This window comes from Pelagibacterium sp., assembly GCF_035555455.1.
Lineage (GTDB): Bacteria > Pseudomonadota > Alphaproteobacteria > Rhizobiales > Devosiaceae > Pelagibacterium.
In genome coordinates, this window is sequence record NZ_DATMGM010000045.1 from 75,203 (window position 1) to 87,786 (window position 12,584).

Sequence of the window (12,584 nt, forward strand, 5' to 3'; positions counted from 1 at the left end):
GCCTCTTTTATCTTTGCTGTGCTTAGACCGTCGCCATCTCGGCCAGGATCGCCTCGGCGCTTTGCCGCGGATCAGGCGCGGCGACAATGGGGCGCGCGACCACCAGATGGCTGGCCCCGGCGCGCAGGGCTTCTGAAGGGGTCATCACCCGCTTCTGATCGCCTTGTTCCGATCCTGTCGGGCGGATGCCTGGGGTAACGATGGCCATGTCCGGCCCGACAAGGGCGCGCACCTGCTGGGCTTCGAAGGCAGAAGCCACCAGACCGCCCATGCCGGCCTCGCGGGCCTGCGTTGCGCGACGGGCTACCAGATCGGAGATGGTCATGGCGTAGCCGGCCTCTTCGAGATCGGATTGATCCATCGAGGTGAGAACGGTGACGCCAAGGACGCAAAGATCAGAGCCAGCGGCTGCCCGGACGGCGCTGCGCATGGTGCGCGGATAGGCGTGGACGGTGAGCATGGTGGCGCCGGTATCGGCGATGGCCCCGACAGCTTTTTCGACGGTGTTGTCGATATCGTGCAGCTTGAGATCGAAAAACACCCGCTTGCCGGCCTTGAGCAGTTCCTTGCCCACGGTCAGCCCCTCGCCGCCATAAAACAGCTGATAGCCGATCTTGTAGAAATCGACGGTGTCGCCGAGGCGGGAAATGATGGTTTCGGCTTCATAGCGCGTACCGACATCGAGCCCGACGATCAGATCTCCGGCCATTGTGTTCTCCTGCGCAGTCCCGTTGGGGGGCTCGATGCCACGAGTTGGTCGCGAGCGCAAGCGGTTGGGAGAGTCTCAGATGCCGCCGCGGGAAAAATGGGTCATTTCGCGAACGATCTGGCCGATCTTGGCTTCGATGGCCGCCTCGGCAATGCCGCCGTCTTCGGTGAAAGCAAGGGAAGCGGGGCCGATGCCGAGCAGTGTGGGAACCACCAGCGCGCCGATCTTTGACAGCGAATCGCGCAAATGGCTTTGCGCCCAGATGGTGCCGTACTTGCCCGAGGACACCCCGCCGATGCCAAACACCGCGTGGCGGAAGGGCGAGGGCCGCTGCCGCGACAGCCAGGCGATGGTGTTGACCAGCAGCGGCGGCAGGCCGCCATTGTATTCGGGAGTGGCGATGAAGACGATATCATGGCTGCGGAACAATTCTGCCAGCCGCATGGCGGCTTCGGGCACGTTGTCGGGCTCAAGATCCTCGTTGAAGATCGGCATCTCAAAATCGCGTAGCGAGATGGAATTGACCGCAACCCCGGCGGCAGTGAGCCGCGCATCAACAGTGTCCTGAAGCATCTTGTTGACTGATCCAGCGCGGATCGAGCCGCACAAGGTCAATGCGGTGGCCATGATGCGCCCCCTCCGATCGTGACTGCCAGCAGTGTTCAACGATGCCGTAACCCGAGTGGGCCTGATCGGCAAGCACTGGAAATGAAAAAGCCCCCTGACGAACAGGGGGCCTTTAAACCAACCATCAATTGCTGAACATGGTCTTGAGCTTGTCAAAGAACCCGTCCGAGCCCGGAGAGGTTTCGCGGCTGGAGATCGACTGGAACTCTTCGAGCAGTTCGCGCTGGCGGCGGGACAATTTTTGCGGGGTTTCCACATCGAGCTGAACGTAGAGATCGCCCACCTGGCTGGAGCGCAAGACCGGCATGCCCTTGCCCTTGAGGCGGACGCGCTGGCCGGGCTGGGTGCCTTCGGCGACCCGCACCTTGGCACGGGTCCCTTCAAGGGTGGGAACTTCGAATTCACCGCCCAATGCGGCAGTGATCATCGAGATGGGCACCTTGGCGTAAAGATCGGCGCCATCGCGTGAAAACAGCTCGTGGGGTTTGACGGAGACAAAGATATAGAGGTCGCCAGCCGGCCCGCCGCGGACGCCGGCTTCGCCCTCTCCGCCCAGGCGGATGCGCGTGCCGTCCTCGATGCCCTTGGGCACATCGACCGAAAGGGTGCGCGAGGTCTGGCGCCGTCCCTGACCGTGACAATCGGTACAGGGCTGGTCCATGGTCTCGCCGCGCCCATGGCACTGCGGGCAGGTCTGCTGAATGGTGAAGAAGCCCTGGCTGGCACGCACCTTGCCGTGGCCGTTGCACATCCGACAGGTGGAGAACCCGGTCCCGGGCTTGGCGCCGGAGCCTTCGCAGGTGTCGCAATGGACAAGTGTGGGCACGTCGATATCGACCGTGGTGCCGGTAAAGGCATCTTCGAGGCTGATTTCGAGATTGTAGCGCAGGTCGGAACCGCGCTGGCGGCCGTCGCGCTGACGCTGGCGGCCCCCTCCACCCATGAAGTCGCCGAAAATGTCCTCGAAAATATCGGACATCGACGAGGAAAAGTCCGTTCCGAACCCCTGGGCTCCGCCCGCGCCATTGGCGAAAGCCGCGTGGCCGAACCGGTCATAGGCGGCGCGTTTCTGGGGGTCCTTGAGGGTGTCGTAGGCCTCGGACACTTCCTTGAACTTGTGCTCGGCATCCTTGTCCCCCGGATTGCGATCCGGATGGAATTGCATGGCGAGTTTGCGATAGGCGGTTTTGAGCCCGGCGGCGTCGCAGGATTTCTCGACACCGAGAACCGAATAAAAATCAGCCTTGGACATGGTCTTACAGTTTTCCCCAAATCGGATGGGGGCGGATAAAGGACGGATGCAAGATCATCTCTTGTGCCAAACCAACCGTTCTTGTGGTGCGCGTTTCAGAGAAACGGCCCGGTTTGTTGCGACTGGTGCTTCGACCCGGCGCGAGCTCAAGCCAGCCCCGGTTGCAAAGCAGCGATTCAAACAGCATGGGGATGTCCACTTTGGGTTCCCCATTGCGCAGTGAGGTAAGCATTCTTGCCGCCTGTTACCATAGGCTGCCCGTAAAATGCCAGCGTCTGCGGCTGATTCACGTGAAACGAGAGCCATCAATGCCCGGACAGTGCCACCATGGCAAACATTCCGATGGCCGTGCCAAGGATCAGCCACGCGGTCGCGGCCAGATGCCCGACAGCAAAACCCAAGGGCCGCAGCGGATCGCGGTCAAACGAGCGCGGTCGCCAGTGCGGATGGCCCTCATAGAGCGGCTGAAGCTGGCCTCTGAAGATATGGATGAAGATCTCGAAAGATTGTCGCACCAGCCGGTATTCGGCGAACAGAATCCAGGTGGACATCAAGCAGATCGACAGGGCAATGAGCGGAAACACCAGCAGATAGCGCTCGATTAAAGCGCCATCGTAAAGCACCGGGACTGAGATGATCACCGCATAGGCCAAAACGGCGCGGTAAAGGATCGCCCAGAAATTGTGATGCTTATACTGGTAGTCCTTCCAGGCCATTTCAGCGAGCTGGCCCACCGAAATGGCGTTGGAAGAATCGGGAGATACCGTCAAATCCGCCATCTCCCGATTAATCATCAGGCCGACTTCTGGTCGTCGTCGTCACCGACTTCTTCGAAATCGGCATCAACGACGTCATCGTCGTCGCTGTCCGCTCCCGAAGCGGCGGCTACGGCTTCTTCCTGGCTGGCCTTGTACATGGCTTCGCCGAGCTTCATCGAAGCCTGGGCAAGGGCAGAGGCCTTCTCGTTGATGGCCTCGGCGTCATCGCCGTCAAGCACAGCCTTGGTGTCGGCAATGGCGGTCTCGATCTCGGTGCGGATATCCGCGGAAACCTTGTCGCCATGTTCGGACAGGGACTTTTCGGTCGAGTGCACAAGGCTCTCGGCCTGGTTCCTGGCGTCAACCACTTCGCGGCGCTTCTTGTCCGCGTCGGCGTTGGCTTCGGCGTCCTTGACCATCTTCTCGATGTCTTCGTCCGACAGGCCACCGGACGCCTGGATGCGGATCTGCTGCTCCTTGCCGGTGCCCTTGTCCTTGGCCGAGACATTGACGATGCCGTTGGCGTCGATATCGAAGGCGACCTCGATCTGCGGTACGCCGCGCGGGGCCGAAGGGATGCCCACCAGATCGAACTGGCCCAGCATCTTGTTGTCGGCTGCCATTTCGCGCTCACCCTGGAACACCCGGATGGTCACGGCGGACTGGTTGTCCTCGGCGGTCGAGAACACCTGGCTCTTCTTGGTCGGAATGGTGGTGTTGCGGTCGATCAGCCGGGTGAACACGCCGCCCAGCGTCTCAATGCCCAGCGACAGCGGGGTCACGTCGAGCAGCAGCACGTCCTTGACGTCGCCCTGGAGCACACCGGCCTGAATGGCCGCGCCCATGGCAACCACTTCGTCCGGGTTCACACCCTTGTGCGGCTCCTTGCCGAAGAAGGCCTTCACCTCCTCCTGTACCTTGGGCATGCGGGTCATGCCGCCGACCAGAACGACTTCGTCGATCTCGGCAGGAGACATGCCGGCATCCTTGAGGGCAGCCTTGCACGGCTCGATGGTGCGCTTGATGAAATCTTCAACAAGGCTTTCGAACTTGGCGCGGGTCAGCTTGAGCTGCAGGTGCTTGGGACCGGAAGCATCCGCCGTGATGAACGGCAGGTTGATTTCGGTCTGGCTGGCGCTGGACAGTTCGATCTTGGCCTTTTCAGCGGCTTCCTTGAGGCGCTGCAGCGCGAGCTTGTCGCCGCGCAGGTCGATGCCCTGCTCTTTCTTGAACTCGTCGGCGAGATAATCGACAAGGCGCATGTCGAAGTCTTCGCCGCCAAGGAAGGTATCGCCATTGGTGGATTTGACCTCGAACACCCCATCGCCGATTTCAAGGATGGAGATGTCGAACGTGCCGCCACCCAGATCATAGACGGCGATGGTGCCCGCTTCGCGCTTTTCCAGCCCGTAGGCGAGCGCAGCGGCGGTCGGCTCGTTGATGATGCGCAGCACTTCCAGACCGGCGATGCGGCCGGCGTCCTTGGTGGCCTGACGCTGGGAGTCATTGAAATAGGCCGGGACGGTGATCACCGCCTGGGTGACATTTTCGCCCAGATAGGCTTCGGCGGTTTCCTTCATCTTGGTCAGGATCATTGCCGAAATTTCCGAAGGCGAGGACTTCTTGCCATCGACTTCGACCCAGGCGTCGCCATTGTCGCCCTTGACGATATGATAGGGAACGAGATCCTTGTCCTTGGTGACAAGCGGATCATCGTAGCGGCGCCCGATCAGGCGCTTGAAGGCAAACAGCGTGCCTTCGGGATTGGTGACCGCCTGACGCTTGGCGGGCTGGCCGACAAGGCGCTCGCCATCGCTGGAAAACGCCACCATCGACGGCGTGGTGCGCGCGCCTTCGGCGTTCTCGATCACTTTTGGGGTTTTGCCGTCCATGACGGCGACGCACGAATTGGTCGTGCCCAGGTCAATACCAATAACTTTTCCCATACCGAAACCTCATTTCTCGAGCGAGCCCTGATGACTGGTCACGATCCGCGTATGCGCCCTTTAAAACAGTGCGGCATCGCATCGACGTCTCGGACCGGACCCCTCTGGGATGGATTTATCCCGGTTTCCCGGGCTTTCTGGCTATATAGGCAGAGGGGCGGGCGCCTTCAAGCGCACCGCCCCCGCAAACTGGATCGGTTTCAGACCGATTTATCGAGGCCTTCCCCGGGCGCCGATTCGGGCTGGTGCGCGGCTTTGCCGCCCCCCTTGGCAACGCCGACCATGGCGGGGCGCAGGACGCGCTCGCCAATGGCGTAACCGGCCTGAACCACCTGCACGATGGTCCCCTCGGGGACCGACGGATCGGGCACTTCAAACATCGCCTGATGCAGATGGGGATCGAATTTTTCGCCCTCGGCAAGGATCGGGCTGACCCCGTTCTTTTGCAAAAGCCGCTGCATTTCGCGCTCGGTCATCTCGATCCCTTCGATAAGGGATTTGAGCGTGCCATCAGCGGTGCCGCGCGCTTCGGCGGGAATGGCTGTCAGGGCGCGGGCCAGATTGTCGGTCGCCACCAGCATGTCGCGCGCAAAGCCCGAAATGGCGTAGGACCGTGTATCGGCGATCTCGCGTTCGGTGCGTTTCCTCAGATTGTCCATCTCCGCCGCCGAGCGCAGCAGCCGGTCGCGCAGGTCCGCTGCCTCCGCCTCAAGTGCGGCGATGCGCTCGTGAAGCTGGGAGGAGGTGTCCTGCGCCGTCTCGGCATTTGCAGTTGCTGCAATATTCTCGTCGGTCGGCTCGGGCGTCGTGTTGTCGTCGCTCATCATTGCTCTTTCACCGATTTGGGATGTTTGTTGCCGCCATATCGGCCAAGGGACGGCAAGTTTCAACCCTTGGCAGCAATCGGCACCGGATTTTTGGCCCCCGCATGAGACCCATTACAACTCGCCCTTCTTGGAAATCAGCCGCGACACCACATGGGCGGTATAATCGACCACCGGTACGATGCGGGCGTAATTGAGCCGGGTCGGGCCGATCACGCCCAGGATGCCGATCACCTTGTCGTTGGCGTCTTTATAGGGCGAGAGCACCACCGAGGAGCCCGAGAGCGAAAACAGCTTGTTTTCCGAACCGATGAAAATGCGCACCCCTTGCGCGGTTTCCGCATCATCGAGCAGTTCAAGCAGTCCCTTTTGCGTCTCGATCTCGTCAAACAACTGGCGCACCCGGGCCAGGTCATCGGAGGCCATGGCGTCGTCGATGAGGTTGGCGCGCCCACGCACGATCAAAGTCGGGGTCGAGGTTTCCGCCTCGATCATTGAGGCGAGCCCGGATTCGACAAGCCGCTGGGCGATCTCATCGAGTTCGGCGCGTTGGCGTTCGCTTTGGCGGCGGATCGATTGCCGCGCTTCCTTGAGGGTCTTGCCGACGATATGGCGGGCAAGAAAGTTGGAGGCCTGGGTCAGCGCGCTGGCGGTGAGCCCGGGTGGCAGGTCGATGATGCGGTTTTCCACCTGCCCGTCCTGGCCCACCAGAATGGCCATGGCGCGTTCGGGGTCGAGGCGCACGAATTCGACATGCTTGAGCATCATGTCCGATTTGGCGGCGATCACCATCCCCGCCCCGTGCGACAGCCCCGACAGCAGCGCACTGGCCTCGTTGAGCAGGTCCTCGACGCGTCCGCCCCGCGCTCCGCCCGATACCGTGCGGGCGATCTGGTCACGTTCGGTTTCGTCCATGGTGCCCACTTCGAGCATGGCATCGACGAAAAACCGCAAGCCTTCCTGGGTTGGCGCGCGGCCGGCAGACGTGTGGGGCGCGGCGATCAGTCCCAGCTCTTCAAGATCGGCCATCACATTGCGTACCGAAGCGGGTGAGAGCTGCATGTCGAGCATTTTCGAAAGCGCCCGTGAACCCACCGGGTCTCCGGTCTCCAGATACCGCTCGACCAGCCGGCGGAAGATGTCCTGGCTGCGCGCTGAAAGCGCTTCGAGAAAGTCCGGTGATTGGCGGGGCTGGCGATCCATATTCACCATTTAGGAGAAAACAGCTTTGGAGCCAAGAGAGCGCCGCTTGTTCGGCTTTCCATGACGCGTTAAGAGGCGGGTAACCAAACTGGAAATAAAAAAAGGATTCGAGCTTCATGCGGCCAAGCGGACGGGGTTTCGACCAGATGCGCGACGTAACGCTGGAGCGGGGTGTCGCACCGCAGGCCGAGGGATCGTGCCTTGTGGCTTTCGGGCGGACCCGCGTCCTGTGCACAGCAAGCGTCGAGACCTCCCTTCCGCCCTGGCGGCGGGGGCAGGGCGTCGGCTGGGTCACGGCCGAATACGGCATGCTGCCGCGCGCCACCGGATCGCGTACGCGGCGTGAAGCCACCGCCGGCAAGCAGTCGGGCCGCACCCAGGAAATCCAGCGGCTGATCGGGCGGTCTCTGCGCGCCGTTGTCGATATGGCGGCGCTGGGCGAAAACCAGATCATCCTCGATTGCGATGTGCTCGAAGCCGATGGCGGAACCCGTACGGCAGCGATCACCGGGGCCTATGTTGCTCTGGGCGAAGCGATCGCCTGGATGAAGGAGCGCTCGCTGTTGAAGGGCAATCCGCTGCGCGATCATGTGGCGGCGGTCAGCTGCGGCATCTATCGCGGCACGCCGGTGCTCGATCTTGATTATCTCGAAGACAGCGAAGCCGAGACCGACGCCAATTTCGTCTTGACCGGCGCGGGCAAGTTTGTCGAAATTCAGGGCACGGCCGAGGGCCAGCCATTCGACATGGATGAATTGTCGTCGCTGATCGGCTTGGCGCAAAAGGGCATTGGCGAACTGGTCGCCCTGCAGCGGTCCGTGCTGGAGCCGTTGGCATGAGCGGGTTTCGCCTCCAGCGCGGCGACCGGCTGGTGCTGGCGACCCACAACAAGGGCAAGCTTGCCGAATTTCAGGACATGCTAGCCGATTTCGGTCTCGATATCGTCTCGGCTGGCGAGTTGGGCCTGCCCGAGCCCGAGGAAACCGGCACGACCTTTGTCGAGAACGCACGGCTCAAGGCCCATGCGGCGGCCAAGGCGACCGGACAGATCGCGCTCAGCGATGATTCTGGCATCGCGGTTGACGCCCTTGATGGCGCGCCGGGCGTCTATACGGCGGATTGGGCCGGTGTGCCGCGCAATTTCACCAATGCCATGCAAAAGGTCGAGGACTTGCTGGTTGAAAAGGGCGCTGTGACGCCCGATCAGCGCCGGGCCCAATTCAATGCCATCTTGTGTCTTGCCCATCCCGATGGCCACGATATGATTTTTGAGGGCGTGGTGCCCGGCACCCTGGTCTGGCCCCCGGTCGGGGACATGGGGCACGGGTACGATCCGATGTTCAAGCCCGATGGTCATGCCAAGACGTTCGGCCAGATGAGTGCCGCCGAAAAACATTCCTGGGCCCCGGGCAAGGAGGGGTTGTCCCACCGGGCCCGCGCCTTCGCGAAATTCGTAAAGGATGTGCTTTGAGTGCTAACACCGCCTTCGGTGTGTATGTGCACTGGCCGTTCTGCGCGGCCCGATGCCCCTATTGCGACTTCAACGCCCATGTCCATCACGGAAAATTCGACGAAGACAGCTTCGTTTCCGCCTATGTGAAGGAAATCGAGGCCACTGCGCGCCGCGCACCGGAGCGGCTGGTCGAATCAGTCTTTTTCGGCGGGGGCACCCCCTCGCTGATGAAGCCTTCGTCGGTGGGAACCATTCTCGACGCCATCGCCCGCAACTGGCAGGTCTCCGATACGGCGGAAATCACGCTGGAGGCCAACCCCACTTCGGTTGAGGTGGATCGGTTTCGCGGCTATCGGGCGGCAGGGGTCAACCGGGTTTCGCTCGGTGTGCAGTCGTTGCGCCCCGAACCGCTGGCCCGGCTCGGACGCCTGCATTCTGTCGATGAAGCGGTGGCGGCGGTGCGGCTGGCCCAATCGATCTTTCCCCGGTCGAGCTTCGATATCATCTATGCCCGCCCTGATCAGACCCTCGATCAATGGGAAGAGGAACTGACCGAGGCGCTGGCTCTGTCGAATGGGCACCTGTCGCTCTATCAATTGTCGATCGAATCCGGCACGCGCTATTTCGATCTGTTTCAGGCCGGGAAACTCAAGCTGCCATCGGTCGATCTGTCGGCGGACATGTTCGAGATGACCCAAGAGCTGACCGCCTCTTATGGGCTGCCCGCCTATGAGATTTCCAACCATGCCCGCCCGGGACAGGAAAGCCGCCACAATCTGATCTATTGGCGTTATGGCGAATATGCCGGCATCGGGCCGGGTGCCCATGGCCGTCTGATCACCGGCGGCGCGCGTCATGCCACCGCCGCCGAACGCATGCCGTTCAAATGGTGGGAAAAGGTGATCGAGACCGGCGACGGGCTGGTCGTTGACGACATCCTGACCTGGGACGAGGAAGGCGACGAATATCTGGTGATGGGCTTGCGGCTGCGCGAGGGGATCGATCCGGCGCGCTATCAGGCTCTCGCCCGCAGGCCGCTCACCGCCGTCCAGATCGATTTCCTCAAGGAAATCGGGTTTATCGAGACCCTGACCAATGGACGGTTGCGGGTGACCGACAAGGGCTGGCCGGTGCTCGACGCCGTGGTGGCCGATCTGGCGGCTTAGATCGTCCCGTGCCTAGCGATATTCCGCTGCCGGCGGGATCCCCGCATCCATGCTGATCCCGCCGCTCGACGCCAGCGGCAGCCCGCCCAGTTTCACGCCATCGATGGTGATTGCACCACCGGGCTGCACCTGGCGCATCACCAGTCCGTGTTCGCCGCGTCCATCGAAGTGAAATCGTACCCGCCCATCCATGCCGCTGAACCCCGTGGGGGCAAGCAACTCGCTGCCATAGGGCGGATTGATTTGCGTGAGTGTGGCGCTGTTGGCCAGTTGCACCGCCGTAAAGGCCAGCGTTGACAGTTGATGGGGGTCGCTGCCAAAGCGGGCGCGGTATTGTGGAGCGAGTGCTGCAAGTCCGGCAGGATCGATGGCGGGGTAGAGCGCCCCGGCCAGATAGGGCTGCGCCGCGATGGCGCGATCGCCTTCCCATTCGGCGGTGCCGACAAGCGTGAGCTTTTCGCGCGGCACCCGGGCTGCGTCGAGCAGAGTGCCGAAACTGGGCGCGGTGGCGCGGTCGGGGAGAAACAGCGTATCGATCTGCTCTGAGCGCAACGCCGGAGCCAGGCGCTCGACGGCCAGCCGGGCGCGGGCCTCGTCATCAAACAGCTCGATCCCCGCCACCCGCATGCCGACTTCCCCCGCGGCCTGCCGCAAGGCTTCGGCCTGCACTCGGCCAAGCGGCGTATCGGGAATGATGGCGGCGATGGTGGCGTTGCCTTTGGCCCGGACATGCCCAAGGGCGCGCAGGATCTCGGCTTCGGGCAGCACGCTGAGCAGATAAACCCCATCAGTGGCAATGCTGGCGGTGGAGGAAAACCCGATCAGCGGTATGGCGGCGCTCTTGGCCAGCGCACCCGCCATGGCCACCGCATCGGCGGTGAGCGGGCCAACAATGAGCCTCGATCCTTCGGCAATCGCCTCCTGGGTGGCGAGACGCGCCGAGGCCGTGGACGAACCGGAATCCTTGAGGATCAGATGAATATTCTGCCCGCCCTGGCTCAGGGCATGGTCCATCCCCAGCCTTGCACCATTGGCCATCGCCCGTCCCACCGCGCCGTTGCTGCCGGTGAGTGGCAGAAGCAGCGCGACCCGAACCGGCCCGGCCCCGATCACCTCACCCGCTGCCGGGGCGAACGGCCCCGTTGTCACCTGTGTCTGCTCGGGCACAGGCATGGGATCGAGCGGCATGCCGGAGCGCGACGCGGGCGAACAGGCCGCTAGCGCCAGGAGGACCATGGCGCAGAAAACGGTTCGGATCGGATTGGCGCGCACTCAGGCTCCTTTGATCTGAAGGTGCGAATCATTTCTGATTCGCGGGCGAATCGGAAATTGTCGTTGTCTCGACATTCGGGGCCCGGATGATAAAAGACCATTGGGCAGAAAAAGGGACCGCCGTGCCGCACGAGAAGTCTTTCACGATCGCCGGTCAGCGCCTTGTTGCCGATTCCCTCGCGCCGGGTCTCTATCCGGTCGCCACCCCCATCGGAAATCTCAAGGATATTACGCTTAGGGCCCTCGAAACCCTAGCGGGGGCCGATCTGGTGCTGTGCGAGGATACCCGCCATTCGGCGCGGCTGTTTGAGGCCTATGGCATCAAAACGCCCCGGACGGCGCTGCATGAACACAATGAGCGCGCGCGGATCGAGCCGCTTCTCGATCAAATTAGCGCAGGCAAGGCGATTGCGCTGATTTCCGACGCGGGGACGCCGTTGCTCTCGGACCCCGGTTTCCCTTTGGTGCGGGCCGCGCGCGAGGCGGGGCTGGAAATTTTTCCGGTGCCCGGCCCATCGGCACTGCTGGCGGCGCTGACCGGGGCGGGCCTGCCCACCGACAGTTTTACATATCTGGGCTTTTTGCCGCCAAAATCCGGCCAGCGTCTTAACGCCCTCGCCCGGCTTTCAACCCGGTCCGAAACTTTGGTGTTCTATGAATCCCCGAGACGACTTGGGGCAGCACTGGCCGATATGGGGCAAGCGTTCGGTGGCGAGCGCTCCGCTGTGGTGGCGCTGGAGCTGACCAAACGGTTCGAACGCTTTGAAGCCGGGATGCTCGATGACCTTGCCGAAAAATTTCCGCCCGAGACCAAGGGAGAGGCGGTGATCGTTGTTGCCGGCGCGCCCGAAGGCACGGCCGAAATTGCCGGCGATTGGGAAGCGGCATTGGGCGCGGCGATGGCCGAACACCCCCTGCGCGCCGCTGTCGATGACATCGCTGCCCGGTTCGGGCTCAAGCGCAAGCAGGTCTATGATGCGGCACTCCGGATCAAGGCCGGGACCTGACCGGCGCCAGCGCGCCGAACAGGCCGGGCGCAGCGCCGAAACGCTGGCCGCGTGGATGCTGCGGCTGAAATTCTATCGCATTCTCAACCAGCGCTATCGCACGCCGGTGGGCGAAATCGATATCGTGGCGCGCCGGGGCAGGCTGATCGTTTTCATTGAGGTCAAGCACCGCGCCGGGGGGAAGATGGCCCGGGACCGGGCGCTCGAAGCGGTCAATACCGCGCGGATCGTGCGGGCGGCTGAGTGGTTTCAAACCCACCATCCGCATTATCATGGGTTTGATTTCCGCTTCGACGTGGTATCGGTTGCACCCGGCCGCTGGCCGCACCATCTGGTCAATGCATTTTCTGCCTGAGCCTTGAGGTTT

Annotated in this window: 14 protein-coding genes; 5 read left to right on the forward strand and 9 right to left on the reverse strand. The window is 62.5% G+C overall.

The annotated features are described in order from the left end of the window. Positions 1-22: 22 nt before the first annotated feature. The 8 genes from pyrF to hrcA all read right to left on the reverse strand — a co-directional run bounded on the left by pyrF (position 23) and on the right by hrcA (position 7,319). Positions 23-709 carry an orotidine-5'-phosphate decarboxylase gene (gene pyrF, locus VNS12_RS09035; protein ID WP_325487493.1) on the reverse strand — a complete coding sequence of 229 codons (687 nt, stop codon included), beginning with the start codon at positions 707-709 and terminating at the stop codon, positions 23-25. Between the two features lie 75 nt (positions 710-784). Continuing rightward, positions 785-1,336: an NADPH-dependent FMN reductase gene (locus VNS12_RS09040; RefSeq protein WP_325487494.1), complete on the reverse strand. Its 552-nt coding sequence runs from the start codon at positions 1,334-1,336 to the stop codon at positions 785-787. A 124-nt stretch (positions 1,337-1,460) separates the two neighbouring features. Beyond that, positions 1,461-2,588, reverse strand: coding sequence for a molecular chaperone DnaJ (dnaJ, locus tag VNS12_RS09045; RefSeq protein ID WP_325487495.1), 1,128 nt, complete (start codon positions 2,586-2,588; stop codon positions 1,461-1,463). A gap of 4 nt (positions 2,589-2,592) precedes the next feature. Next, entirely contained in the window at positions 2,593-2,820 is a 228-nt protein-coding gene (locus tag VNS12_RS09050; protein ID WP_325487496.1) for a hypothetical protein, read from the reverse strand. Positions 2,821-2,893: 73 nt separating this feature from the next. After that, positions 2,894-3,358, reverse strand: coding sequence for a hypothetical protein (locus VNS12_RS09055; RefSeq protein WP_325487497.1), 465 nt, complete (start codon positions 3,356-3,358; stop codon positions 2,894-2,896). 23 nt (positions 3,359-3,381) lie between these two features. Then, a complete protein-coding gene (dnaK, locus tag VNS12_RS09060; RefSeq protein WP_325487498.1) occupies positions 3,382-5,292 on the reverse strand; it encodes a molecular chaperone DnaK in 1,911 nt (636 codons plus the stop codon). 200 nt (positions 5,293-5,492) lie between these two features. Further along, positions 5,493-6,116 carry a nucleotide exchange factor GrpE gene (gene grpE / locus VNS12_RS09065; RefSeq protein WP_325487538.1) on the reverse strand — a complete coding sequence of 208 codons (624 nt, stop codon included), beginning with the start codon at positions 6,114-6,116 and terminating at the stop codon, positions 5,493-5,495. A 114-nt stretch (positions 6,117-6,230) separates the two neighbouring features. Beyond that, positions 6,231-7,319: a heat-inducible transcriptional repressor HrcA gene (hrcA, locus tag VNS12_RS09070; protein WP_325487539.1), complete on the reverse strand. Its 1,089-nt coding sequence runs from the start codon at positions 7,317-7,319 to the stop codon at positions 6,231-6,233. A 116-nt stretch (positions 7,320-7,435) separates the two neighbouring features. Between hrcA and rph the strand changes: the two genes are divergently transcribed. Genes rph through hemW form a run of 3 tightly spaced genes read left to right on the forward strand, consistent with a single transcriptional unit; the run spans position 7,436 to position 9,938 of the window. After that, entirely contained in the window at positions 7,436-8,158 is a 723-nt protein-coding gene (rph, locus tag VNS12_RS09075) for a ribonuclease PH (RefSeq protein ID WP_325487499.1), read from the forward strand. Next, complete coding sequence (rdgB, locus tag VNS12_RS09080; RefSeq protein WP_325487500.1) at positions 8,155-8,790, forward strand: RdgB/HAM1 family non-canonical purine NTP pyrophosphatase; 636 nt, start codon at positions 8,155-8,157, stop codon at positions 8,788-8,790. The genes rph and rdgB overlap by 4 nt, the downstream gene beginning before the upstream one ends. Then, complete coding sequence (gene hemW / locus VNS12_RS09085) at positions 8,787-9,938, forward strand: radical SAM family heme chaperone HemW (RefSeq protein WP_325487501.1); 1,152 nt, start codon at positions 8,787-8,789, stop codon at positions 9,936-9,938. The genes rdgB and hemW overlap by 4 nt, the downstream gene beginning before the upstream one ends. Before the next feature lie 12 nt (positions 9,939-9,950). Here hemW and VNS12_RS09090 read toward each other — a convergent pair whose 3' ends face one another. Further along, the gene (locus VNS12_RS09090; protein ID WP_325487502.1) at positions 9,951-11,210 is read right to left on the reverse strand and encodes a penicillin-binding protein activator; all 1,260 of its coding nucleotides are present in this window, start codon (positions 11,208-11,210) and stop codon (positions 9,951-9,953) included. A gap of 122 nt (positions 11,211-11,332) precedes the next feature. On the opposite strand from VNS12_RS09090, the gene rsmI reads away from it, so the two are divergent. After that, positions 11,333-12,217: a 16S rRNA (cytidine(1402)-2'-O)-methyltransferase gene (gene rsmI / locus VNS12_RS09095; RefSeq protein WP_325487503.1), complete on the forward strand. Its 885-nt coding sequence runs from the start codon at positions 11,333-11,335 to the stop codon at positions 12,215-12,217. Then, positions 12,183-12,572, forward strand: a complete 390-nt coding sequence (locus tag VNS12_RS09100) for a YraN family protein (protein ID WP_325487504.1) — start codon at positions 12,183-12,185, stop codon at positions 12,570-12,572. The genes rsmI and VNS12_RS09100 overlap by 35 nt, the downstream gene beginning before the upstream one ends. The last annotated feature ends 12 nt before the right edge of the window (positions 12,573-12,584 follow it).

Bases quoted from the DNA above. Each gene is read 5' to 3' on its own strand.
- pyrF (WP_325487493.1), bottom strand. From the start codon at position 709: ATGGCCGGAGATCTGATCGTCGGGCTCGATGTCGGTACGCGCTATGAA.
- VNS12_RS09040 (WP_325487494.1), bottom strand. From the start codon at position 1,336: ATGGCCACCGCATTGACCTTGTGCGGCTCGATCCGCGCTGGATCAGTC.
- dnaJ (WP_325487495.1), bottom strand. From the start codon at position 2,588: ATGTCCAAGGCTGATTTTTATTCGGTTCTCGGTGTCGAGAAATCCTGC.
- VNS12_RS09050 (WP_325487496.1), bottom strand. From the start codon at position 2,820: ATGCTTACCTCACTGCGCAATGGGGAACCCAAAGTGGACATCCCCATG.
- dnaK (WP_325487498.1), bottom strand. From the start codon at position 5,292: ATGGGAAAAGTTATTGGTATTGACCTGGGCACGACCAATTCGTGCGTC.
- grpE (WP_325487538.1), bottom strand. From the start codon at position 6,116: ATGAGCGACGACAACACGACGCCCGAGCCGACCGACGAGAATATTGCA.
- hrcA (WP_325487539.1), bottom strand. From the start codon at position 7,319: ATGGATCGCCAGCCCCGCCAATCACCGGACTTTCTCGAAGCGCTTTCA.
- rph (WP_325487499.1), top strand. From the start codon at position 7,436: ATGCGGCCAAGCGGACGGGGTTTCGACCAGATGCGCGACGTAACGCTG.
- rdgB (WP_325487500.1), top strand. From the start codon at position 8,155: ATGAGCGGGTTTCGCCTCCAGCGCGGCGACCGGCTGGTGCTGGCGACC.
- VNS12_RS09100 (WP_325487504.1), top strand. From the start codon at position 12,183: ATGATGCGGCACTCCGGATCAAGGCCGGGACCTGACCGGCGCCAGCGC.